General features: G+C 61.7%; 25 protein-coding genes. 18 read left to right on the top strand and 7 right to left on the bottom strand.

Translation table 11 applies throughout. The features are described from left to right. The first annotated feature begins 6 nt into the window (after positions 1-6). The 8 genes from RWK44_RS13345 (at position 7) to minE (ending at position 6,834) form a co-directional block, all read left to right on the top strand. Positions 7-612, top strand: a complete 606-nt coding sequence (locus RWK44_RS13345) for a dimethylamine monooxygenase subunit DmmA family protein (protein WP_316028923.1) — start codon at positions 7-9, stop codon at positions 610-612. Further along, positions 609-1,574, top strand: a complete 966-nt coding sequence (locus RWK44_RS13340; protein ID WP_316028922.1) for a PDR/VanB family oxidoreductase — start codon at positions 609-611, stop codon at positions 1,572-1,574. Before RWK44_RS13345 ends, RWK44_RS13340 begins: the two co-directional genes overlap by 4 nt. A 31-nt stretch (positions 1,575-1,605) precedes the next feature. Continuing rightward, the gene (locus tag RWK44_RS13335) at positions 1,606-2,646 is read left to right on the top strand and encodes a heme-dependent oxidative N-demethylase family protein (RefSeq protein ID WP_316028921.1); all 1,041 of its coding nucleotides are present in this window, start codon (positions 1,606-1,608) and stop codon (positions 2,644-2,646) included. A 40-nt stretch (positions 2,647-2,686) separates the two neighbouring features. Then, a complete protein-coding gene (locus tag RWK44_RS13330; protein ID WP_316028920.1) occupies positions 2,687-4,024 on the top strand; it encodes an NAD(P)/FAD-dependent oxidoreductase in 1,338 nt (445 codons plus the stop codon). Positions 4,025-4,144: 120 nt separating this feature from the next. After that, complete coding sequence (locus tag RWK44_RS13325) at positions 4,145-4,747, top strand: methyl-accepting chemotaxis protein (protein WP_128439150.1); 603 nt, start codon at positions 4,145-4,147, stop codon at positions 4,745-4,747. A 209-nt stretch (positions 4,748-4,956) separates the two neighbouring features. Beyond that, entirely contained in the window at positions 4,957-5,676 is a 720-nt protein-coding gene (gene minC, locus RWK44_RS13320; RefSeq protein WP_020052804.1) for a septum site-determining protein MinC, read from the top strand. An 85-nt stretch (positions 5,677-5,761) separates the two neighbouring features. Beyond that, on the top strand, positions 5,762-6,577 hold the full coding sequence (gene minD, locus RWK44_RS13315) for a septum site-determining protein MinD (protein WP_025397600.1): 816 nt from the start codon (positions 5,762-5,764) through the stop codon (positions 6,575-6,577). Continuing rightward, complete coding sequence (gene minE, locus RWK44_RS13310; protein ID WP_003548116.1) at positions 6,574-6,834, top strand: cell division topological specificity factor MinE; 261 nt, start codon at positions 6,574-6,576, stop codon at positions 6,832-6,834. Before minD ends, minE begins: the two co-directional genes overlap by 4 nt. A gap of 41 nt (positions 6,835-6,875) precedes the next feature. Here the strand turns inward: minE and RWK44_RS13305 are convergent, their stop codons facing one another. The 4 genes from RWK44_RS13305 to RWK44_RS13290 all read right to left on the bottom strand — a co-directional run bounded on the left by RWK44_RS13305 (position 6,876) and on the right by RWK44_RS13290 (position 10,588). Then, positions 6,876-7,256 (bottom strand): DUF6481 family protein, encoded by a 381-nt coding sequence (locus tag RWK44_RS13305; RefSeq protein ID WP_020052803.1) that lies wholly within the window; start codon positions 7,254-7,256, stop codon positions 6,876-6,878. A 132-nt stretch (positions 7,257-7,388) separates the two neighbouring features. Next, a complete protein-coding gene (locus RWK44_RS13300; protein ID WP_026265582.1) occupies positions 7,389-7,613 on the bottom strand; it encodes a hypothetical protein in 225 nt (74 codons plus the stop codon). Positions 7,614-7,741: 128 nt separating this feature from the next. Continuing rightward, complete coding sequence (locus tag RWK44_RS13295; RefSeq protein ID WP_003548109.1) at positions 7,742-7,951, bottom strand: cold-shock protein; 210 nt, start codon at positions 7,949-7,951, stop codon at positions 7,742-7,744. A gap of 267 nt (positions 7,952-8,218) precedes the next feature. Further along, on the bottom strand, positions 8,219-10,588 hold the full coding sequence (locus RWK44_RS13290) for a DUF1989 domain-containing protein (protein WP_131662514.1): 2,370 nt from the start codon (positions 10,586-10,588) through the stop codon (positions 8,219-8,221). A 250-nt stretch (positions 10,589-10,838) separates the two neighbouring features. Here RWK44_RS13290 and RWK44_RS13285 point away from each other — a divergent pair, with 250 nt between their 5' ends. Then, entirely contained in the window at positions 10,839-12,623 is a 1,785-nt protein-coding gene (locus RWK44_RS13285; protein WP_316028919.1) for an APC family permease, read from the top strand. 155 nt (positions 12,624-12,778) lie between these two features. On the opposite strand, the gene RWK44_RS13280 is transcribed toward RWK44_RS13285, so the two are convergent. From RWK44_RS13280 to RWK44_RS13270, 3 genes are all read right to left on the bottom strand, one after another. Next, a complete protein-coding gene (locus tag RWK44_RS13280) occupies positions 12,779-13,810 on the bottom strand; it encodes an aldo/keto reductase (RefSeq protein ID WP_131662516.1) in 1,032 nt (343 codons plus the stop codon). Positions 13,811-14,048: 238 nt separating this feature from the next. Beyond that, positions 14,049-15,311, bottom strand: coding sequence for a flavin monoamine oxidase family protein (locus tag RWK44_RS13275; protein WP_221999165.1), 1,263 nt, complete (start codon positions 15,309-15,311; stop codon positions 14,049-14,051). Between the two features lie 62 nt (positions 15,312-15,373). Continuing rightward, positions 15,374-15,886, bottom strand: a complete 513-nt coding sequence (locus RWK44_RS13270) for a MarR family winged helix-turn-helix transcriptional regulator (RefSeq protein WP_018071248.1) — start codon at positions 15,884-15,886, stop codon at positions 15,374-15,376. On the opposite strand from RWK44_RS13270, the gene RWK44_RS13265 reads away from it, so the two are divergent. The 9 genes from RWK44_RS13265 to RWK44_RS13225 all read left to right on the top strand — a co-directional run bounded on the left by RWK44_RS13265 (position 15,887) and on the right by RWK44_RS13225 (position 24,161). After that, entirely contained in the window at positions 15,887-16,777 is an 891-nt protein-coding gene (locus tag RWK44_RS13265) for a haloalkane dehalogenase (protein ID WP_221947877.1), read from the top strand. It begins immediately after the preceding gene. Between the two features lie 96 nt (positions 16,778-16,873). After that, entirely contained in the window at positions 16,874-17,473 is a 600-nt protein-coding gene (locus tag RWK44_RS13260; RefSeq protein WP_316028918.1) for a class I SAM-dependent methyltransferase, read from the top strand. Positions 17,474-17,609: 136 nt separating this feature from the next. Next, positions 17,610-18,284 carry a response regulator transcription factor gene (locus RWK44_RS13255; protein WP_011655266.1) on the top strand — a complete coding sequence of 225 codons (675 nt, stop codon included), beginning with the start codon at positions 17,610-17,612 and terminating at the stop codon, positions 18,282-18,284. Further along, the gene (locus tag RWK44_RS13250; protein WP_221947875.1) at positions 18,281-19,660 is read left to right on the top strand and encodes an ATP-binding protein; all 1,380 of its coding nucleotides are present in this window, start codon (positions 18,281-18,283) and stop codon (positions 19,658-19,660) included. Before RWK44_RS13255 ends, RWK44_RS13250 begins: the two co-directional genes overlap by 4 nt. A gap of 85 nt (positions 19,661-19,745) precedes the next feature. Then, complete coding sequence (locus RWK44_RS13245) at positions 19,746-20,726, top strand: 3'-5' exonuclease (RefSeq protein ID WP_222024854.1); 981 nt, start codon at positions 19,746-19,748, stop codon at positions 20,724-20,726. Between the two features lie 180 nt (positions 20,727-20,906). After that, positions 20,907-21,053 carry a DUF1127 domain-containing protein gene (locus tag RWK44_RS13240; RefSeq protein ID WP_003594835.1) on the top strand — a complete coding sequence of 49 codons (147 nt, stop codon included), beginning with the start codon at positions 20,907-20,909 and terminating at the stop codon, positions 21,051-21,053. Between the two features lie 626 nt (positions 21,054-21,679). Beyond that, complete coding sequence (gene kduI / locus RWK44_RS13235; RefSeq protein ID WP_316028917.1) at positions 21,680-22,516, top strand: 5-dehydro-4-deoxy-D-glucuronate isomerase; 837 nt, start codon at positions 21,680-21,682, stop codon at positions 22,514-22,516. Next, a complete protein-coding gene (kduD, locus tag RWK44_RS13230; protein ID WP_020052789.1) occupies positions 22,513-23,277 on the top strand; it encodes a 2-dehydro-3-deoxy-D-gluconate 5-dehydrogenase KduD in 765 nt (254 codons plus the stop codon). The genes kduI and kduD overlap by 4 nt, the downstream gene beginning before the upstream one ends. Before the next feature lie 143 nt (positions 23,278-23,420). Then, complete coding sequence (locus tag RWK44_RS13225) at positions 23,421-24,161, top strand: FadR/GntR family transcriptional regulator (RefSeq protein WP_316028916.1); 741 nt, start codon at positions 23,421-23,423, stop codon at positions 24,159-24,161. The last annotated feature ends 1 nt before the right edge of the window (position 24,162 follow it).

The raw sequence follows: 24,162 nt of genomic DNA, 5'->3' as shown, positions 1-24,162 counted from the left end.
ACGCGAATGCTCGTTGCAGGCATCAAGAGCCGACCAGTCTACTCGGGCCTGACCATCCAGCCGCGCGCCCGGCGGCACATTTTCGCGCTCGAAGGGGAGGGCGCCAAGGCTCTGCTCGATCAGCAGCCGGCGCTTGACGAAACGGCTCTTTCCCGCAGCGAAATCCTCTATGTCGCCCGCGGCTCGCAGGGTAGTGGCCTGGACGAGGCGCTGCGCCGCCTCGGCGCCGACATGTTCTTCACGGCCCCGACGATCGCAACGCTGCTCTTCCGATTGAAGGGTTCGCTCGCCACCGCCCATATGGGCACGCGGCTTTATCTGTCGGGCACGGAAGGCTTCATCGGCCAAGCAATGCTCGTGGCGCTCGATTACGGCATGGACCATGCCTCCGTCATCACCGAGCACCGCGGCTCGCTGGCCCGGCGCGTGCAATGCGTCCATTGCAAGGGCATCACCGACGACGTCACCACCAGCCCCTTCACATGTAGCCATTGCGGGCTCCCGCTTCTGGTGCGCGACCATTATTCGCGCCGGCTCGCCGCCTTCCAGGGCGTCAATATCGATGCGGAAGAACCGGGCAGCGCGCCTGATCCAGAGGAGTTGTTCCTTTGAGCGGTGGTACTGAAATTCCTGTCCGCGTGGCGCGGATCACGCCGATCGCCGAGCGCGTCAAGCGCTTTCGCTTCGAGCGCCTTGACGGCAAGCCGATGCCTTATTTCTCCGGCGGCGCCCACGTCATCGTCTTGATGAACGATGGCGGCCATATGCGCCGCAACGCCTATTCGCTGATGTCGCCGCCGCATGATTGCGCAGCCTATGAGATCAGCGTGCTGCATGTCGAGGATTCGCGCGGCGGCTCCACCTTCATGCATGAGAAGGTCCGCGAAGGCGACGAGCTGAAGGTCAGCTATCCCGTCAACCTGTTCCAGCCGGACTGGCGCGGGCGCAAACACCTTCTGATCGCCGGCGGCATCGGCATTACCCCCTTCATCGCAATGATGGAGCAATTTTCCCGTGAAGGCGCCAATTTCGAGCTGCATTATGCCATCCGCACGCGCGACCGCGGTGCCTACTGGCAGCAACTCGTCGAGCGCTACGGTCCGCATCGCATCAAAATCCATTGCGACGCCGAAGGCGGCACCATCCCCCTGACGCGCCTGCTCGGCACCCAGCCGCTCGGCACGCATCTCTATGTCTGCGGCCCATCCGGGATGATCGACGGCGTGCTGAAGGCGGGACTGGACGCCGGCTGGCCGGAGCAGAACCTGCATTCGGAACGGTTCCTGTCGTCTCTACCAGGCAAGCCCTTCGTGATCGAGCTCCTGCGGTCCGGAAAGACCGTGAAGGTCGGCCATCACGAAAGCATGCTGGAGGCGATCGAGGCGGCGGGCGTCGACGCGCCCTTCCTCTGTCGCGGCGGCGCCTGCGGTCAATGCGAGACCGGGGTCGTCGCCTGCGACGGCAAGCTGCTGCACCATGACGTCTATCTGACGAGCGAAGAAAAAGCATCCGGCCGCAAGGTGATGATCTGCGTTTCCCGCTTCGAGGGAAACACGCTGCATCTTGATCTCTAGCGGCATCGGAAGCGGAACAAGGAGACCGGACATGGCAATCGTCTTCAAGCAGGAAACCTTCCGGAACGATTTCAGCTATCGGAATAGCCCCGAGAACATCCGGCGTTTCCCGTTTCCCTTCGACCGCGACGAATACATGTATTCGGTCAACATGGAGCCGCATGTGCACGGCCGGGCGGGAACCGTCTACGAAAGCCTGATCGACGTCGACGAGCACTATGTCGCCGAGATGCATGACCGGGCGCTGGTGCTGAAGGAAGATCCGCTACGCTATCAGGCCCTGCCGCACATGATGAGCGCACAATGGGATACGCTGGAACTCTTGATGGAAGAGCAGGCGGCGGGTTACCCCGACCACTTCACGCTGATCCGCAACGGCGACCAGTGGCGCTGGATCAACCGCCCGCTCGGCATCGACGACAGCTTCACCTTCGGCGACGCCTCGACGCTGCGCTATGAGCCCTTCGAATATATCACCCGCCAGGCCCAGGGCGATTTCTGCATCGTCGACCAGCGCGACGGCAATCTCTGGATGGATGCCGGCATGGTGACGACGCAGGCCGACTGGTCGCTCGATTTCGATATCGGCATGAACTTCATGGAATGGCACGGGCCGGTGCCGCTCGCCCACCAGATCGGCGTCTTCGACAGAGCGCTGAAATTCCTGCTGAACCTGCAGCAGGGCAAGCCGACACGGCGCTTCAACTGGACGATGACGATCAATCCGCGGCTCGACACCAGCCCGGAGAATTACCACAAATGGGGTCCCGACCGCACCACGGTGACGCCGGAGAATGTCGGCGAGAAGGTGCATCTGCGCGTCGAGCTGCAGAGCCTTTGGCGCCTGCCGCGCTCGAACGCCATCCTCTTCGTCATCCGCTGCTACCTGATGAACATGGAAGAACTCGTCACCGTGCCGAAATGGGCACGCCGCTTCCCGCGCGTGCTGAAGACGCTGCCGCCCGAGCTTATCGACTACAAGGGCCTCACCCGCTTCCGCGAGACGACGATCGACTGGCTTTCCAAATATGACGACGGGGCGCCGACCAGCCCCGGCATCTATCCGGACTGACAAGCAAGACAATGCGATATAATCAAGAGGGGAATGCTTCATGACAAGAGTAGCCGTCATCGGTGCCGGGCCTTCCGGGCTGGCGCAGCTGCGCGCCTTTCAATCGGCCGCCCAGAAGGGCGCCGAGATCCCGGAGATCGTCTGCTTCGAAAAGCAGTCGGACTGGGGCGGGCTCTGGAACTATACCTGGCGCACCGGGCTCGACGAATATGGCGAGCCGGTCCACGGCAGCATGTATCGTTACCTCTGGTCGAACGGCCCGAAGGAATGCCTCGAATTCGCCGACTATTCCTTCGAGGAGCATTTCGGCAAGCCGATCGCTTCCTATCCGCCGCGCGCCGTGCTCTGGGATTATATCAAGGGCCGCGTCGAGAAGGCCAATGTCCGCCACTGGGTGCGCTTCAGCACGCCGGTGCGCATGGTCCGCTTCGACGATGACACGAAGAAGTTCACGGTGACGGCGCATAACCGCATCGAGGACCGGATGTATGACGAGGAATTCGACTATGTCGTCGTGGCATCAGGTCATTTCTCGACGCCGAACGTGCCCTATTTCGAGGGTGTGAAGACCTTTAACGGCCGCGTGCTACACGCCCACGACTTCCGCGACGCGCTTGAGTTCAAGGGCAAGGACATCCTCATCGTCGGCCGCAGCTATTCGGCCGAGGACATCGGCTCGCAATGCTGGAAATATGGCGCGAAATCGGTGACGACGAGCTACCGCTCAAAGCCGATGGGCTTCAAATGGCCGGAGAATTTCGAAGAGCGGCCGCTGCTGACCAGGCTCGAAAACCGCACGGCGCACTTCCTCGACGGCTCGACCAAGGAGGTCGATGCCGTGATCCTTTGCACCGGCTACCAGCACCATTTCCCCTTCCTGCCCGACGATCTCCGGCTGAAGACCGCCAACCGCCTCTGGGCCGACAGCCTCTACAAGGGGGTGATTTTCGACAAGAATCCGCAGCTTTTCTATATCGGCATGCAGGACCAGTTCTACACCTTCAACATGTTCGACGTGCAGGCCTGGTGGGCGCGCGACGTGATGATGGGCCGCATCACCCTGCCATCCGAAGAGGAGCTGAAAGCCAATTTCGACATGTGGCGCGCCCGTGAGGAAACGCTCGAGGATGCCGAGCAGATGATCTGGTATCAGGGCGACTATGTGAAGGAACTGCTCGCCGAAACCGATTATCCCAGCTTCGACATCGAGGGGACCAATCAGACCTTCATGGAGTGGGAACATCACAAGGCCCACAACATCATGGGCTTCCGCGACCATGCCTACCGATCGCTGATGACCGGCAATATGTCGCCGACGCACCACACGTCCTGGGTCGAGGCGCTCGACGATTCCATGGAGGAATATCTGCGGAACTGATGCGGCGGGCCTGCATTGCCGGAGGAGGGTGTTCGCGCTCTCTTCCGGCATTGTGACGTGCGCCTTTTAATTGAGACGACATAAATCCATCTGCAACTCTTCTCTTCGAATGTGGCCTTCATGGATTTTCAAACGAGCATTCTCGGGCGCATGAGCGGTTTTCTCTATCGCTGCCGTGCCGACGAAAACTACACGATGCTGGAGATGACCAACGGCATCGAGCGCATCTTCGGTTATCCCGTCGACGAAATCATCGGCAACCGCACGCGGACCTTCACCTCGATCATGTACGAAGAAGACGTGCCTCTGATGGACGAGATCGTCGGACGGGCGCTGGAGAAGCGCACAGACTGGACGATGGAATACCGCATCCGCCATGCCATGGGTCATCTCATCTGGGTGACCGAGACCGGCGGCGGCATCTGGGACGAGAAGGGTGAGCTTCTCTATCTCGAAGGCAGCATCATCAACATCGAATCGCTCTATCAGCGAATCGATGAACAGACCTCCGGCATGCGCGTCACCGCCTCGAAGACCAATGAAATCCTGCAATCGCTGCGCTACCTGAAGCTGCTTGCCGTCAATGCCGGCATCGAGGCCGCCCGCGCCGGCACGGCCGGATCGGGTTTTGCGGTGCTGGCCGCAGAAATGCGCACGCTTGCCAACTCCTCGGAAGAAGCCGCACGCGCCATTTCCAACGCACAACGCAAGGCCGAAGGCTGAGCTTTACCCCAAGCAGCGGCAGATTTGCGGCTCAGGTCGAAGCGGCAACATTAACCGCGCAGCGCTTCCGGCGATAGCAACGCTTTTCCAATAACTTGCGGTAATTATGCGCTTAAAAAATCTCAGGTGATTGTGGGTGATATTAAGGCCGCGTTAACTTTTTGTTAACCATAGCAGCGGTAGACATGGTCAACGATTTCTTCACATAGATGACCAAAGTGCTAACAGACGCTCGCTCTATCCGCATCAAGGGCCGCTCTTTCCTCGCGGTCATGCTGTCTCCGGACCTGCCGATCGATGATTGGTTGATCCGGCTGGACGATCTGGCCGCGCGTTCGGCCGGCTTCTTCCTCGGACGGCCTGTCGTGCTCGATCTGACGGACCTGCAAATCGACCGGCCGCAGCTGAAGGACCTGATTGCCGAACTTGCCAAGCGCAATGTCAGCATCATGGGCATCGAGGGCGCGCGGCCTTCGATCCTCGGATCCGGCATGCCGCCGGCACTCAAAGGCGGTCGTTCGGTTTCCGATATCGAGGTTCAGGCAAAGGAGCCTGCCGATCCGCCCGGCAAACCGGCATTGGCAGAGACCCGCCCGGCCATGCAATCGATCGTCATCCGGGAGCCGGTGCGCTCGGGGCAATCGGTGATCTTTCCGGAAGGCGACGTCACCGTCATCGGATCGGTCGCCTCGGGTGCCGAGGTCATCGCCGGCGGGTCCGTCCATATCTATGGCGCCTTGCGTGGCCGAGCCATGGCGGGATCCATCGGAAACGCATCGGCGCGGATCTTTTGCCGCAAGCTCGAGGCCGAGCTGGTTGCAATCGACGGCATCTACAAAATGGCGGAAGACATGGCGCCCAATCTTCGCGGACAGGCAGTTCAGCTCTGGCTCGAAGACGACGCGATCATGGCAGAGAAACTGATCTGACGACAGCGCCGCGCGTCTCATCGAGAGCCGCAAAGGACGCTTTAACACTTTGAATTACTGGGGCCACGGCAAAGGAGAGACAATGATGGGGAAAGTGATCGTCGTCACGTCAGGCAAGGGCGGGGTTGGCAAGACCACCTCGACCGCCGCATTGGGAGCGGCGCTGGCGCAACGCAATGAAAAAGTGGTCGTCGTCGATTTCGATGTCGGCCTGCGCAATCTCGACCTCGTCATGGGCGCCGAGCGCAGGGTCGTCTACGACCTGATCAATGTCATCCAAGGCGATGCCAAGCTTACCCAGGCGCTGATCCGCGACAAGCGGCTGGAAACGCTGTTCCTGCTGCCGGCCTCGCAGACGCGCGACAAGGACAATCTGACGGCCGAGGGCGTCGAGCGCGTCATCAACGACCTGAAGCGCTATTTCGACTGGATCATCTGCGACAGCCCCGCCGGGATCGAGCGCGGCGCAACGCTCGCCATGCGCCACGCCGATGTTGCCGTGGTCGTCACCAATCCCGAGGTCTCCTCGGTGCGCGATTCGGATCGCATCATCGGCTTGCTGGATGCCAAGACTGCCAAGGCCGAACGCGGCGAACGGATGGAAAAGCACCTGCTGCTCACCCGCTACGACGCCAACCGCGCCGAACGCGGCGACATGCTCAAGGTCGACGACGTCCTGGAAATCCTGTCCATCCCGCTGCTCGGCATCATACCCGAAAGCATGGATGTTCTGCGTGCATCCAATATCGGTGCGCCGGTCACGCTGGCAGACAGCCGCAGCGCGGCTGCGATGGCCTATTTCGACGCCGCTCGCCGGCTCGCCGGCGAAGTTGTGCCGATCGCGATCCCAGAGGAAAAGAGGAATATTTTCGGCAAGATCTTCGGACGGAGGGCGGCATGAACATTTTCCGTCTTTTCAACAAGCAGAGAACCGCACCGGCCGCCCGCGAACGGCTGCAGGTCCTTCTCGCCCATGAACGTTCCTCGGCGGGGTCGGACCTGGTTACCCTGCTGCGCGAGGAAATCCTGGCGGTGATCGCAAAGCATGTGCAGCTTGACCACGACAAGGTGCAGGTGACGATCGATCGCAACGAGTACGTCTCGACCCTTGAGATCGACGTCGAAATCCCGCTGAATGCAGCCGTGCAGGCCGCTTGAAAGAGAGCGCTGCCTGTCTTGACGACAGGCGGCGCTGACGATCAGGACTTCCTGGCTTTGCGATTGGCGTAACGCAGGTCGCGTTCGGCCTTTCGGGCAGCTTCGTCGGCAATCACGCGGGCGATCCGGTCTTTGTCAGCCGCTTCGCGCGCGTCGGCATCGGCGCGTGCTGCGGCCTCGGCGGCAGCCTGACGTTCGGCCTCGGCGGCCTGAGCCCGCTCCAGCTCCTCGAGCTTGACCCGTTCCCGCTGAGCGCGACGTTCTTCCCTGGCCGCGGCAATGGCTTGACGCTCCGCCTGCTTTGCCAGCCTTGTGGGTTCGGCTGAATCCTTGGCGCTACGATACGCATTGAGGAGAGCCGCCTTGGCTTCGGCAGCGGCGCTGCGGCGATCGGAAAGCTCGTTGTTTCTGGCGTTTTTCAAATCTGTTTCCTGACTGTTTGACTTCGACCCTACGGCGCCGCGCGTCTTCAGACGCGCAAAGGACGCTGCAATATTTGAACATCTACATTTTATCCTGAAATCGAATCCGATTTAAGGAATTATTCGGTAGGGTCAGATTTTCTTTTTTCGCTTCGCGCTGGGAGCAGTAACCCCTGTCAAGCGATCCTGCAATTCCTTGGCCTCACGCGCTTCGCGTAACCGCAAGGTTTTTTCCTCGCGGGCACGTACGGTCGAATCGATTTCCTCGACTGCGCGGCTTCGCGCCAGGAACTGCGATTGCACGTTTCCGAAGGCAATCTCCGCCTGCTTGCGTGATTTGCTGTGTGACTCTGTCATATCAATCCTGGATTTATGAGCCCGCTTGGCGAACGCAGCAAAAAGGCCAGGCAAATTGCCTGACCTTAATAGTATCATACTTTCGACTGTGCCGGTACATCCGCGGTCAAAGGAAAGCAGATTTCAGTTTAAGCAGCTTGGAGATTACAAGCGGACATTTTGCCCGACTTGTTATCGCGCTCAAGCTCGTAGCCGATCTTCTGGCCTTCGACGATTTCGCGCATGCCAGCGCGTTCGACGGCAGAGATGTGGACGAAGGCGTCAGCGCCGCCGTCATCAGGCTGAATGAAGCCGAAGCCTTTGGTGGAATTGAACCATTTAACTGTGCCAGTGGTCATAACAAACCCTTTCATAGCAATTGACGACCGCACGTGCGGAAGCACGACGGATGATGATCTCGATTTTGAAGAGGGAAGTTCGTCCAGGGCACGTTGCCAGCGTGCGATAACAAAAGTCAAACAAGCAATATCGACCACCGAGATATAGTCACTCAACTCGAATTTGTCAACTTTTAGTTTTTCAGGGCCACTCACTCATCATCAGGTTGCATCCCGGCCGCCTTGCATGCCGAGACGCCGATCACCGTCCTCGACCCAAAGCAGGCGTTATGAGCGCGGCCGCGTCTTCTGCGGGTCGTAGTGCGAAAGCGGCACGATCGTCGCCGGCAGGCGCTTCTGGTGGCCGTCGAGCTTGCCGATCTCGACCTCGGTGCCGGGGCTTGCATGCATCACATCGATGCGGGCGAGCGCGATCGTCTTGCCGAGGATCGGCGAGCGCGTGGCGCTGGTAATAACGCCCACCTGCGCCCGGCCGATATGGATGCAATCGCCATGGCCGACCGCCTCGTTGGCCTTAATATCGAGACCGACGAGCAGATGACGCGGATGCTCCTTGCGCCGGATCAGCGCCTCGCGGCCGATGAAATCGTCCTGCTTGGATTTCAGCGGCACCGTGAAGCCGATCCCGGCCTCGAACGGATCCGTCTGGTCAGTGAATTCGTGATGGGCGAAGATCAGGCCCGCCTCGATGCGGACCATGTCGAGCGCCTCCAGCCCCATCGGCTTCAACCCGTGCGACTGGCCTGCCTCCCAGACGGCGTCAAACACCGTCAGCGCATCCTTCGGGTGGCAGAAGATCTCGTAGCCGAGTTCGCCGGTGTAACCGGTGCGCGAGACGACGATCGGGGCACCCTCGAAGCCGCCGATGCGGCCGACGGTGAAGCGGAACCATTCGAGTTCGCCGATATCAGGCTGGCGCGGCGCAGTCCAGATGATCTCCTTGAGGATATCGCGGCTCTTCGGCCCCTGCAGGGCGATATTGTGCATCTGATCGGTCGAGGAGCGGACCCAGGCCTTGAAGCCCTTTTTCTCGGCCTGCTGGCGCAGCCATATGCCGCTGAAATCATCGCCGCCGATCCAGCGGAAGTTCTTGTCGCCGAGCCGGAACAGCGTGCCGTCATCGATCATGCCGCCGTTTTCGTAGCACATGGCGGAATAAACGACTTGGCCGGTCGACAGCTTGCGCACGTCGCGCGTCAGGCAATATTGCAGCAGCTCTTCGGCATCCGGCCCCGTCACCTCGAATTTCCGCAAGGGCGAGAGGTCGATGACGGCGGCGCGCTGGCGGCAGGCCCAGTATTCCTCGACCGGCCCTTCGCTGGAAAAGCGGTTCGGCAGCCAATAGCCGCGATATTCGGTGTAGTCCCGCGTCAAGGCGGAGAGGCGGGGATGGAAGGCGGTTTCGCGCGTCAGTTCGGCGTCTGCATCTGGGGTCATGCGATAGGCTACCGCTCGTGAGAATTTCTCTTTTCCGGAAAAGGTGCGGACGTGGATATCCGTCGGATCCCAGCCGTTCGCAGCGTCGATATCGTCAGGGCAGGACGAAGAGACACAGACGAGATCGGTCAGCGCCCGCATCAGCACGTAATCGCCCGGACGCGACCAGGGCTCGTCGAGATAGAGCTGGTTGTTGTGGTCGATATTGGTGTTGTAGAAATAGTTCAGCGCTTCCCAGCCCTTGCGGCCGGCAATGCCGTAAGGCGCCAGCGCCGCGTTGAAATTATCCGTGCAGTTGACGTGGCCGGGATAACCCATGTCGTCGTAATAGCGCGAATTGCAGGCGGTCGCGAAAGCGTCGTGACGTCCGACCGTATCCTGGACGATTTCGACCAGCGGCTCGAAGTCTCGGTCGAAGGCCTTGGAGGGGAGACCCGGCATCGGATAGCTGCGGCCGAGCAGCGTGCGGGTGACGGTGGAATCGAGCGCCAGGTCGAGACCCTTGTCGACCTTGCGGGCGGCAAACGCCTGGAAATCTGTGCATTGGCGTCCATAAACATCGATGATCTGGATGAATTCGCCGGCACGCACGAAATAGGCTGCGGCGGTCGCCGCCCGGATGCGGATATCCTCGACCGGATCGGCGGCCGGTTCCGGCAAAGCGGAAGCGTAATCGCGGATCAGCAGGCTGCGCTTGATCCTGATCTCGATCGGCGTCGCCGTATCCTGCGCCTCCGGCGACATGGCGCTGGCAGGTGCTGCGACGATCAGCAGGCCCTTCATGGAAATCGTGAAATCCGCCCGGCTGCCCGGCGTCGATCCCGCCCCGAAGATGCTGAGCGCGCCGGCCGCCGCCAGATCGGCGCCGCGACGCTGAAGTGCGGCACGCGTGCGGGCGGCACTCTCATCCTCCGCCTGAAGAATGGCCTTCAAACCCTCGGCCGAATTGCTGAATGCCGTTCCGAGACCGGCCGCCAGGAAGCGCCCTTTCGCGTCGAGGAAGGAGATCTCGCAGAGCTGACCGCCCTCGCTGTCGATGACGCTGACGCGGTCTCCCGGCTCGACGCGCATAACGACCGATCCGCCGCCCTTTGCCCTGTAGCGCTCCGTTCCCTCCGGCAGGGTGGGAATGCCGGGATAATGCACGAGGCTCGGAGCGGCCGGCCGCAGGCCTGTCATAGCAGGATGAAGTTCTCGCATACTGCCCTCATGGGAGGATCGGGCGTCCACGGACAACCCACCCATGCAGGTTACAAAATGCCCCGGGAAAGTAAAGTGATGTTGACTAAAAAGAAAATATCTTCACTATGCATAAAGAATTGAGACTCGGGAATCCGTCGGGAACACGGATCGCCAAAATCATCCGGGCCGGCTTGAGACTGTCAGGGAGACGCGTTCAGGGAGACGTACAAAGATACGTCCGGAACAAATAGAATGGGGAATTTCACCGATGACAGACGTTGTGGAGGCCGGGATTGCATCCGGCACCGAAGGTAAGCTTGTACGCGCGCTCGACTGGAAGGGCGCATTCTGGGTGGCTGCGGGCGTGCCGCCGCTCGTTCTTTTCTCCATTGGCGGCATCGCAGGCACGACGGGCAAGCTCGCCTTCGTCGTCTGGATCATCTCGATGGTGATGGGTTTCCTGCAATCCTTCACCTATTCCGAGATCGCCGGCATGTTCGCCAACAAATCCGGCGGCGCTTCCGTCTATGGCGCTACCGCCTGGCTGCGTTACTCGAAATTCATCGCGCCGCTCTCCGTCTGGTGCAACTGGTTTGCCTGGTCGCCGGTGCTGTCGCTCGGCTGCGCTATCGCCGCCGGCTACATCCTCAACGCATTCTACCCGATTCCGGCAGCGGATTCGCAAATGGTCCTCGACTGGATCTCAGCGCATGCCGCTTCCGTCACGGCCGACAGCCCCCGCGTCGCCGAATATATCGCAGCCCATGCCGGCACGACGCCGGATGACGCCGTCAAGGCATTGCTCGGCACCGATGGCGTCGCGGCGCTCACGCCGGCGATCCGCAGCTGGTCGCTCTTCAGCTTCAGCATTCCCTTCCTTGCCACCGCCAATATCAATGCCACCTTCTTCATCGGCGGCATCCTGATGCTGATTATCTTCGCCATCCAGCATCGCGGCATTTCGGAAACGGCAAGCGTGCAGAAGTGGCTGGCCATCATCGTGCTGGTGCCGCTGCTCATCATCGGCCTCTACCCGATCGTCAGCGGCCAGATCCTTGCCACCAACGTCACCGGCCTCGTGCCGCCGACAGCCGCCTATTCCGCTGCCGACGGCACCTGGAGCAACGGCGGCTGGACACTCTTCCTCGGCGGCCTCTATATCGCCGCCTGGTCGACATACGGCTTCGAGACGGCGGTCTGCTACACCCGCGAACTCAAGAACCCGAAGACCGACACCTTCAAGGCGATCTTCTATTCCGGCCTTGCCTGCTGCCTGTTTTTCTTCCTCGTGCCCTTCGCCTTCCAGGGCGTTCTCGGCCATGCAGGCATGCTGGCCCCCGGGATCGTCGATGGCACCGGTGTTGCCGAAGCGCTCGGCGGCCTGATCGGCGCCGGCCGCGTCGTTACCCAGCTGCTCGTCGTGTTGATGATCATGGCGCTCTTCCTCGCCATCATGACGGCGATGGCCGGCTCGTCGCGCACGCTCTACCAGGGTTCGAAGGATGGCTGGCTGCCGAAATATCTCGACCACGTCAACGAACACGGCGCGCCGACCCGGGCGATGTGGACCGATTTCGCCTTCAATCTCTTCCTGCTGGCGATTGCCTCGGATGTCGGCGGCTATTTCTTCGTGCTCGCCGTCTCGAATGTCGGTTACATCATCTTCAACTTCCTGAATCTTAATTCCGGCTGGATCCACCGGATGGATTCCGGCCATATCGAACGCCCCTGGAAGGCGCCGACCTGGCTGATCGGCCTCAATACCGTGCTGGCCTTCGTCAACGCGCTGTTTCTCGGCGCCGGTGCCAAGGTCTGGGGTTATTCCAATGCGCTCTGGGTCGGCTTCATCTTCGCCGCCCTGATCCTGCCGGTCTTCGCCTATCGCCACTATGTGCGCGACGGCGGTAAATTCCCGGCCGGCGCGATGGAGGATCTTGGCCTCGTCGGCCAGGATCTCGGCGTCAAGAAAGCCGGCATCCTGCCCTATCTCGCGCTCGCCGGTGGCCTGGCGATCGTCCTGATCGCCAACGTGATCTTCCAGCTTCCGGCCTAAAATCGCCTCCCAAGCAGAAAGGCCGCTAAGCCGCCATGGAAACATGGCGGCTTTTTCATGGAAGCGGACGTCGCGTGATCGTCTCACCGCCATCGACGAATATACTGTCCGCTTCGGCGAGAAGCGGACAGGGTTATTCGAAGACAAAGGAAACCTCAGCGCCCACCCTCGATCTTGCGATGGCGCTGGTTGATGCCGCCCTTGCCGTAGGGGTAGTCGAACGGCTGAGGCGCGCTCGCTTCGTTGAGCCTCGCCATGTCGTCGCCGGAGAGCTTGAGCTTCATCGCACCGAGATTGTCGGCGAGCTGTTCCGGCGTGCGGGCGCCGAGGATCACGGACGTGATCGCCGGCTGCGCCGCCGTCCAGGCGAGCGCCACCTGCGCCATGCTGACGCCATGCGCCTTGGCGATCTCCTCGACGACAGCGATGATCGCCCAGGTTCGCTCCAGCGCATTACGCGGCGCATAGGATTCGCCGCCGCGATTGGGGTTTTCACCGAGGCGGGTGGCACCCGTCGGCATCTCGTCGCGCTTGTATTTGCCGGTCAGCCAGCCGCCGCCGAGCGGTGACCACGGCAACAGACCCATGCCGGCATCCTGGCAGGCCGCGACGATCTCGAGTTCGATGTCGCGCACCAGCAGGTTATATTGCGGCTGCAGCGTCACCGGGCGGGTATAGCCGCGCGCCTTGGCGATCTCCGAGGCCTTGGCGATGTGCCAGCCGACATAGTTGGAGAAGCCGTAATAGCCGATCTTGCCGGAGGAAACCGCATCGTCGAGGAAACGCAGCGTCTCCTCGATCGGCGTCAGCGCGTCCCAGGCATGCATCTGGTAAAGGTCGATCTGCTCGAGGTCGAGGCGGCGGAGCGAATCGTCGAGCGCCTGGCCAAGATGCCGGCGCGACAGGCCGATATCGTTGGGGCCGTTGCCCATCGGGAACCGCCCCTTGGTGGCGACGATCGCCTGGCGGGCCTCGGTCGGGCGTGCCTTCAGCCAGGTTCCGATGATCTCTTCCGACTTGCCGGCGCTGTAGACATCGGCGGTATCGATGAAATTGCCGCCCCAGGCGAAATAATCGTCGAGAAGCTTGTGCGAGGCGGCCTCATCGGCCTCCGCGCCGAAGGTCATGGTGCCGAGGCAATAGGCGGTGACGACGGTCCCGCTGGGACCGAGCTTGCGATAATCCATTTCTTCCTCCTCATGCGGATACCCGCAGCCGACGTGCAAACGTCGGGGTAGAAGCCGGGGCTCCTGCAATCAATGACAATGACAATATTGTGCTTGAGGCGGCCGCTTGCCGCCGGATGACGTATAGCGCCCTGGGCTGGGAGCACAGGGGCGAGGGGGAGCATAACCAATCCCGCCCGCGCTACCAAGTGAGAAAAAAATATTCCTGCCTGCCGTCGCAGCCGGCAAGGCACGGATCTTACGACAACGAGCCGGCGATCCGATCGGCTGCGGCGACACCGGTCTCGTAGGCGCCGTGCGCAGTCGAATAACGCGAGGTCGAACAGGCCTCGCCGGCAAAGAAGATCCGCTCGTCATGCGGCGCGGCGAGACGGCCGCGTTGATCGGAGGCGCCGGGTTCGGCGTAGGAATAGGAGCCGCCGATATGGGGCGTTGCGGCCCAGGCCGACATCGCGGCGACTGACAGCCCCTTCCGGATGTCCGCGCCGAAATGCGCCGCCAGTTCATCGCCAGCGAAGGTAAAGGCAGCCTCTCTGCCTTGCCCCTCTAGATCATGCGCGAGGTCGCCGGCGAAATAGGCCTCGACGACGGGCGCGCCGAACGGCCGAAGCTGATAGGTACCGGTCGCGCCGCGACTGTTGGAGCCGAGCATATGCGTGTCCGCCGGCAGCGCCTCCTGATTCGCGAGCCTTAAGAAGAGCTTGTCGGCGACCCCGAGCGGCAAACGGGCCGCCGCTTCGATCTTCTCCGGCAAAGGTGGGTCGAAGGCGATCTTGCCGGCGGCAAGCACATTCGTCGAAACCGTCACCAGCACCGCGCGGGCACTGAGCACGCCCTGGTTCGTCTCGATGCCGATACGACCGGCATGACGATGGTCGATGCGGGTTACCTCGGTGCCGAGCCTTGCCCGAACCGGCTTACCGTAAAGCGAGACCAGCGTTCCATAGCCCTCGCGCACCCGCCAGTCAGGGCCAGGGCCGGGATCGTATCTGTTGTAATCGACGACCGACGACCGCTCCAGTTCGGCGCCGGTGATATAGGTGCCGACCGCCCGGATCTGGCCGTTCCAGGGATTGCCCGGCTCGAGCATATCGGCCATCGCTGCGTCATTCCCCGCGTGGCTCTCGAGGCGCTCGAAGTAGGCGCCGATCGCCTGCCTTGCGGCACGCGCCTCCGCGCCATCCCGCGGAAGCTGCCGTCCGCCATCATTCCAGGGTGCCGGCGTGCGGTCGACCGTCAGTCCGACCTCGCCGGCGATCGCAGTCCAGGCATTGGTCCGCGCGCCATGCAGCCAGCCGCAGCCGAGATCGAGCCCGATATCGGCTGCTTCAGGCAGACTGGCCGTCCAGGCGCGACCGCCGAGACGATCGCCAGCTTCAAGCAGGAGGATGGACAGATCCGGGCGGATTGCCAGCAGGCGACGGGCGGCGGCAATGCCGGCGGCACCGGCGCCGATGATAACGACATCCTCGTCGGCACCTTTGCTGTTGTCACCAGGCATACATTCTCCTTCGGTCGCGCGACGGTTAAGTGGAAAGGGTCGCTCTCATGCCAACCCGCTTGCTATTGCAGCTGTTCCAGCAGCCGCCGGAGTGCTGTCCGCAGATCGTCCATCTGCTGCTGGCTGGTCAAGGCCGCCCAGCTTTCATCGACACGCCGGCCCGCCGCCATCGCTATCGGCCTGACCCCCTGGCCTTTTTCCGTCAGAAACACCAGCCGGCCGCGGCGGTCGTTCGGATCAGGCCGGCGCTCGACATAACCCAAGCGCTCGAGTTCTTCCACGGCCTGCGTCATCGTCTGCTTGCGAACACGGGCGAGCTTGGTCAGCTCGCTGACCTGGATGCCCTCTGGGCGCGCGAAGGTGAAGACATTGGCGTGCGGCGGGCGGATATCGCCGTAGCCGGCCTCATCGAGTGCCGCTTCGACGGCCTGCGTCCAATGCTGATGGACCAGACGCAACAACAGGCCAAGGGAAGACGACGACATGAAACCCCGCGCAGCAATATAGACAGTTACCTGTCTATATGATAAATGGACAGTCGCCTGCCTATATAGCACGAAAGCGTGGAGCTCCATATGCCGACCATCGATATCCTCACCTCGTTCATCTCCTACGAGGAGCTGGGGGAGGGCGACCCGATCGTCTTCCTTCACGGCAATCCCACCTCATCGCATCTCTGGCGGAACATCATGCCCGGTATCGGGTCAGGCCGCTGCCTGGCGCCCGATCTGATCGGCATGGGGCGCTCCGGCAAACCCGACATCGGCTATCGCTATGGCGATCACATCGCCTATCTCGACGCCTGGTTCGATGCGCTTGCCCTCGACGACATTGTGCTCGTCGGCCACGACTGGGGCGGCGCGCTGGCATTCGACTGGGCCTCGCGCCACGCCGAGCGGGTGCGCGGCATCGCCTTCATGGAAACCATTCTGCGGCCGATGAGCTGGGAGGATCTGCCAGGCGGCGGAAAGGCGCGTTATGAACTGTTGCGGGGTGCGGGAACCGGCGAGGCCAAGGTCCTCGACGAAAATTTCTTCATCGAACAGGCCTTGCGAGCGACCACGCTGAAAGGGCTTAGCGATGCCGACTGGGATGTCTACCGCGCACCCTATCCGGACCGTAACAGCCGGCGCCCGCTGCTGAAATGGCCGCGTGCCATGCCGATCAACGGCGAGCCGGCCGATGTAGTCGCCAGGATTGAGGGCTATGACCGCTGGCTTTCCGCCAGTCCTGAGGTTCCCAAGCTGCTGCTGACCTTCGAAGGCCCCCCCGAAACGCTGTTAATCGGCAGCGAGATGATTTCGTGGTGCCGCGACAACATCGCAGGCCTGGAGATCAGAGGGTGTGGGCCGGCACGCCATATCGCCCCCGAGGACCAGCCCGAGGCGATTGCCACCGAAATCAAAAGCTGGATCGACAGGAGCGGGCTGAGAGCAGCGCACCGGAAGGTCGCGTCTCAGTCATGAAGATCTGCCTCGGCGGCACCGTGACTGCGACATGACAGACTGTTGCAATGTTGAGCCGGTTCATAGGTGGGATCAATCAGCCACCGTGAAGGTCCCATGCCACGTTTCGATCGACGACGCTTTCTTCTCGCCTGGCTTCGCGCGCCGCTGCGCATCGCCTCGATCACGCCTTCATGCCCCCGCCTTGCGGGCCTGATGACCAAGGAAATTTCTACGTTAACCGGGCCGGTTCTCGAACTCGGCCCGGGCACCGGCGTTTTCACCGCAGCCCTTTTGGAACGCGGCATTGCCGAGCGCGATCTGACGCTGGTCGAATACGAGCGGGATTTCGCCACCCTGCTTCAAGGCCGCTTTCCCGATGCCAGGGTGCTGTGGGTGGACGTGCGGCAGATGTGGAAGACGGCGCTTTCCGGAAGCTTCTTCGGCGGTGTCGTCAGCGGGCTTCCGCTTCTTGCCATGCGGCCGGAGGACGCGCGGACGCTCCTCGAGGGCTGCTTTTCCAACCTCAGACCGCACGGTGCCTTCTATCAGTTCACCTACGGGCCGAAATGCCCGGTGCCCGTCGAAATCCTCGACTCCCTCGACCTTGTCGCCACGAGGATCGGCTGGACGTTGCGCAATATCCCGCCGGCCGCGGTCTATCGGATCAGCCGCAGGTACCAGCCGATGATATTGATCGAGCAGCGCCGCGCGTGATGACGGATACGATCCTTTGCTACGCGGCGGCGATCCCGCATTCGATGCGCGACAGGCATCGCAGACTTGTTCGAGGGTGATATGGTTTCCACCTATGGACCGACGGCCCCCGATAGGTCCCCGATAGGAATGTGAGATGCGCATATTACTGATCGAGGATGAACCTCAAATGGCCGTGGCGCTCCGAGGCGCCCTGACCAGGCACGACATGGTGATGGATCATGTTTCGACGCTGTGCGACGCCGAACTGGTGATCGGCGACGGCGCCTACGACGCCGTCCTTCTGGATCGGCAACTGCCTGACGGCGATGGCCTCGAACTTATTCCGAAGATCCGCAAGAAGGGGCTGACGCTGCCGATCATCGTCATCACCGCCAAGGGAGAGGTTCCAGACAGGATCACCGGCCTTGAGACCGGCGCCGACGACTACCTTGCCAAGCCCTTCGTCTTCGACGAACTTCTGGCGCGGCTGCGTGCCGTGATGCGCCGCTCCGAAACCTTGCGCCCGGCGCTGATCTCGATCGGCCGTCTTTCGTTCGATCCGACCTATTGCGACATCATCGTCTCCGGCCTGCGTCTGGAAATGCCGCGCCGGGAGGCGCTGGTGCTCGAATGCCTCATGCGCCGCGCCGGTCGCATGGTGCCGCGACCGGCCTTGATGGAAGCGGTCTTCGGCTTCGACGACGAGATCCAGTCGAACGCGCTCGATTCCCACATATCGCGGTTGCGGCGCAAGCTGGCGGCATCGCAAGCAGGCGTGGTCATCAACGTTATCCGGGGCGTGGGTTATCTCCTGCGGGAAGCATCATGAGCAAACGATGCTCCTATTCGCTGCGCAAGCGCCTGTTCTGGCGCCTTCTTGCCGTGCAATCGGTCGTGCTCATCCTGGTGATGATCGTGCTGATTTCGGTTGGCAAGATATCCGAATACAGGTCGACGGAGGGCACGATCGAGGTCCTGCGCCAGGCCGTCTTCCGGCAACCCACCGGAGAGTTGAGCCTGAGGGAGACCGAGGATCTGCGGCAGCTGCGCAAGGACGCGCCCGATCTCTGGTACACTGTCCGTGACATGCAGGGACATGTTTTGACCGAGGGCCGGATTCCGGAAGAATATGCCACAATCGGCAACACGCTCGATCATGTCGTCGAGGCCGAGTTCGGCGCGAATCTCGGCGACCACGACCGTCCGGCTGCCCGGATGAAGTGGATTGCGACGGATTGGGGACAGGTGCAGTTTCTGACGAGCACCGACGGCCCCATCTCGTCCACCTTGATCCTGCTCAAGCTTTCGCTGGTGCTTGCGAAGATTGTCATTCCCATCGTCGCGGTGATGGCGTTGGGTGCGTTGATCGCGACGCCGCTCGTCGTGCGACGATCGCTGGTCGGGATCGATCAGGCCGCGCTCCAGGCCGATACGATCGATATCGACCAGCGTGGCGGCCGGCTGTCGGAACACGATATTCCCGAAGAGATCGCGCCGCTGGTGCACGCCGTCAACCGCGCGCTCGGACGTCTCGACGAGGGTTACGAGCGGCAGGAACGGTTTCTGACCGATGCCGCCCATGAGCTGCGCACGCCGATCGCCATTCTGAACACGAGAATTGGAGCCCTGCCGCACAGTTCGATCAAGACCGACCTCCTGGAAGATGCAGCCAGGCTCGCCGTACTCACCGAGCAGATGCTCGATCTTCAGCGACTGAAACAGGGCAAGGTCCAGTTCACCAAGGTCGATCTCGGCCAGTTGGCGAGGAAGGTCATGATCGAGATGGCGCCGCTGGCCTTTGCCGCCGGCTACACGGTACAGTTCGATGTCGACGGCGCCGGCGAGATCGAGGGCGATCCTCTGGCGCTGCAGCGCGCCCTGATGAACATCCTGCAGAACGCGATCAACCATGGCGGCAGGAAAGGCACCATCTCGCTGACATCAGGCTGCAACTGGATCGAAGTCAGGGACGAGGGACCGGGCATCCCCGCCGATATGCGCGATCGCATATTCGAGCCGTTCTTCAAGCGCCATCACGACGGACGCGGTGCCGGCCTCGGCCTTAATCTCGTCCGCGACATCCTGCGCATGCACGGCGGTGAGGTGACGATCGACAACTACAGTCCAGGCGCGGTCTGCCGGCTGAGCTTCCCGACGGACAAAACGGCACATGTTGATACTCCACCACATCTGGCGACTGCATAATTCAAGGTGCTAGCGGCGCCTCTCGAAAAGGCGTGGTGCTGTCCGTGCGATGGATTAAATCGCCTCTTCATGACATATAGATTCGATGAGCGTGCACAGAGATTCGCAACTCGACATGTTTGCCAAGGCATCGCCCGCAACGGCCAAGGCACGCGGTCCATCGCACCGGCGGCCATCGCAGCCGGTCGTCCACTCCAATGAAGACATGGCGCGGACGCTCGAAGAGAGCGGCAACTATCGCATCTTGAGAAAACTGGTCGCCCGGCCGATTGCGTCAGTCAGACGGCCGGGGTTTTCGCGCCTCGGCGTCATTCTCGATACGGAGACCACGGGTCTCAACCATCGCAGCGACGAGATCATCGAAATCGGCGCCGTCGCCTTTACCTTCGACGATGACGGTGCGATCGGCGATATCGTCGGCATTTATGGCGGCCTGCAGCAGCCGTCCCGGCCGATCCCGCCCGAGATCACCCGGCTGACGGGGATTACGGACGCGATGGTCGAAGGACAGCTCATCGATATCCAATTGCTGCGTACTCTGATCGAGCCGGCGGATCTGATCATTGCCCACAATGCCGGTTTCGACCGGCCGTTCTGCGAGGCCTTCTCGAAGATTTTCGCCGGCAAGGCCTGGGCATGCTCGGTTTCGGAGATCGACTGGAGCGGCCGCGGCTTTGAGGGTACGAAGCTCGGCTATCTCGTCGGCCAGGCCGGATATTTCCATGAGGGCCACCGCGCGGTAGACGACTGCCACGCACTGCTGGAAATCCTCGATCGGGAGCAGCGCGGCGGAGAAAGCCCGTTCACCGAGCTTTACCGCGCCAGCCAGCGCTCGCGCGTCCGTATCTTTGCCGAACACAGCCCGTTCGAGATGAAGGATCATCTGAAGGGGAGGGGTTATCGCTGGTCGGACGGCAGCGACGGCCGCCTGAAGTCCTGGTGGATCGAAGTCGGCGAAGAGGATCTCGACGACGAACTCTCCTATCTGCGCTCGGATATTTACCGATGGGCCGAGGCGGAGCCGCCGATCGTACGGCTGACGGCCTTCGATCGTTTCAAACTCTGACCGCGAAGCGGTTCGAATCCTGAGCTGCAAGATATGGCGACCCATGCAAGTGTCGCATAGGTGCACTGATGCATTGGCGCTGCAATAATCAGCGGTCTCGTATTATATACACCTCATCGAAGCGAACGAAGCGCCAAGGACTGGCAGCTAAGCTTCGAAAGCCCACGAAAGGGGATCATCATGAACGTAGCACGCTCTTTCAATAACTGGCGCAAGTACCGTCAGACGGTCGCTGAACTGGGTCGTATGTCCGCTCGCGAACTGGACGACCTCGGCATCGGCCGCGGCGACATCCGCAACGTCGCCCGTGCAGCCATCGCCCGTTAACGGCAGCTTAGACCAAGCATCTTCAAGACCATGCCAGCGCCTGCTTCCTCCCGAGCGGGCGCTTTGCTTTTGTGCTTCCAGCGAATGGACCAAGGTAATCGAGCCTCCCGCTTTTCGCATAACGCATAGCTGCCCTGCAAAGAAATGCCTATCAACTGAGCAAGAAATAAGTATGATTATTTCTATCGAAGCGATGCACCTCCTCCCGCGTCCCTTCGATGTACAGGCGCCCCATCCTCCTCCCAGGGTCGTCTGTGGAATGACAGCACTCCTCCTCCCAGCTGTCGTTCGGTTTTTTACGAAAGCCTGCCGCACCTCCTCCCGCGGCAGGCTTTTTCGTTTTGGCCGATAGCACTGCCGGATCGCGCCAAGAACGACGGCTTGCGATCCATCGCTTGGATGATGGCGTCATCATCTCCGGAAATTCTCCTGTCTATCCCAAATTCGCTTCGCGCTCTTGCGGGCCTTACGTCTCCTCGAACGCGCACCGACAAACATGTTGACACCAAACTTGTCGTACAACTATGTAACCGGATGGATACCGCCGCAGCGGAACAGGCCGGACAAGACCGGCTTCCGCAATAGCGACGCCCCCGTAGCGACAATGAAGCGGAAGGAAAATTGACATGCAGATCGACGTGAGGCACGCCTCCCATCCAGAGGCCGTGCGCAATTTCGACACGGAGACGCTTCGGCGTCACTTTCTGGTGGAAACCGTCTTCGCGAGCGGCGAGATCCGGCTCACCTATTCGCATTACGACCGGATGGTCATCGGCGGCGCGACGCCGCTCGGCCCCGGGCTGACGCTGACGGCGCCGACGGCGATCGGACAGGAAACCTTCCTTGCCGAGCGCGAACTCGGCGCGCTCAACATCGGCGGTGCCGGCCGCATCATCGTCGACGGCACGAACTACGATCTTGCCAAATTTGATTGCCTCTATGTCGGCAAGGGCGCCAGGGACATCAGCTTCGAGAGCGCGGATGCCGCCAATCCGGCAAAGTTCTATCTGGTCTCGACGCCAGCGCATCAGGCGCACCCGACCGTATTGCTCACCCGCGAAAAGGCCCGTCACCTGACGCCGGGCGAAGCCGCGACGGCCAACAAGCGGTCGATCTACCAGTTCATCCATCCGGACGTCTGCCAGTCCTGCCAACTCACCCTGGGCTTCACCATGATCGAGCCGGGCAGCGTCTGGAACACAATGCCGGCACATACGCATGACCGCCGCATGGAAGCCTATCTCTATTTCGATCTCGAAGCGGAGCAGCGTGTGTTCCATTTCATGGGCGAGCCGCAGCAGACCCGGCATATGCTTGTCGCCAACGAACAGGCGGTCATCTCGCCGCCCTGGTCGATCCATTCGGGCGCCGGCACCAAGAATTACAGCTTCATCTGGGCGATGGCCGGCGACAATAAGAGCTTCACCGACATGGACCATATCGCCATTGCGGATCTGAGGTGAGCATCGTGGCAAATCCCTTCGACCTTTCCGGCCGGGTTGCCGTCGTCACCGGCGCCAATACGGGTCTCGGCCAGGCCATCGCGGCAGCGTTGGCGCAGGCCGGCGCGTCGATCGTCGCCGTCGGACGCTCCTCGATGGACGAAACCGAGGCGCTGGTGCAGGAAGCGGGAAGCCGCTTCCATGTCGTCAAGGCCGATCTCGCCAGCATCGAACCAGTCAAGGGGATCGTTACCGAGACCATCCAGACCTTCGGCGGCCTCGACATCCTCGTCAACAATGCCGGCATCATCCGCCGCGCCGATGCACTCGACTTCACCGAGGAAGACTGGGACGCGGTGATCGACGTCAATCTGAAGACTGCCTTCTTCCTGTCTCAGGCGGCCGGCCGCCATATGGTCGACAAGGGCAGGGGCAAGATCATCAACATCGCCTCGCTGCTCTCCTTCCAGGGCGGCATCCGGATCCCGTCTTATACCGCCTCGAAAAGCGGCCTTGCCGGGCTGACCAAGCTGCTTGCCTGCGAATGGGCCGGCAAGGGCGTCAACGTCAACGCCATCGCCCCCGGCTACTTCGTGACCAACAACACCACGGCGCTGCGCGAAGATGCCGACCGCAATGCCGCCATCCTTGCCCGAATCCCGGCCGGGCGCTGGGGAACGCCGTCCGAACTCGGCGGTGCGGCCGTCTTCCTGGCATCGTCGGCATCCGATTACGTGCATGGAACGGTGCTGCCTGTCGATGGCGGTTGGCTGGCGCGGTGATCGGTTTCACCTGAAGCGCGGGGAGCGAAGCTGAACGATCGCGACGCGCTTTAGTGCCGCTGCCTGCCGCATCGGCGTGGATACGGAAACGAACAGGAAACGGGGTCGGCGCAGCCGCCTCGACATCAGGATTTCGAAACAGGATGGCAGATAAGGACAACGCGGTCTTCAATACCATTCAGCAGGCGCCGAACCTGCGCAGCAACCTTGCCGATATGTTGACGGCGCAGATCGAGTCCGGCGACCTGAAGCCCGGCCAGCGCCTGCCGACCGAACAGGCGATCATGACGACGACCGGCGTCAGCCGGACGATCGTTCGCGAAGCGCTCGCCGCGCTGCGCGCGAAGGGGCTGATCACCACACGGCAAGGCCTTGGGGCTTTTGTCTCGAACGATCCAACGCCCAGATCCTTCTCCATCATTCCCAACGACCTGCAGTCGATCGACGAGGTCCTGCGTGTGCTGGAACTGCGTATGGGGGTCGAATATGAAGCCGCCGGTCTTGCGGCGCTGCGGCGCACACAGGAGGACATCGACCGTATGCAGGATCGTCTCGATGACCTAGACAAGGCGCTCGAAGAAGGTGGGTACGGCGCGCAGGAGGACTACGCCTTCCACCGGTCCATTCTGGTCGCGACGCAAAACTCCTACTACGGCCGCCTCTTCGACACGTTCGGCAACATCATGGTGCCGCGGCAATGGGCGCGATTGGACAAGATGACCTCAGCCGAGCGCAAGCGCCACGCGGCGCGTATGCGCAGGGAACACCACGCCATATTCGCGGCGATCCGCGACCGCGACGAGCCTGCAGCCCGACGCGCCATCCGAAGCCACTTGTCGAAGAGTGCGGCGCGCTTTGAAGAGCTGCGCGACGCTACTGTATAGA

The organism is Rhizobium sp. 25PS6, from assembly GCF_032464655.1.
GTDB lineage: Bacteria > Pseudomonadota > Alphaproteobacteria > Rhizobiales > Rhizobiaceae > Rhizobium > Rhizobium laguerreae.
Note: the sequence above shows the minus strand (reverse complement) of the source record. Positions and strands in the feature narration are given on the sequence as shown.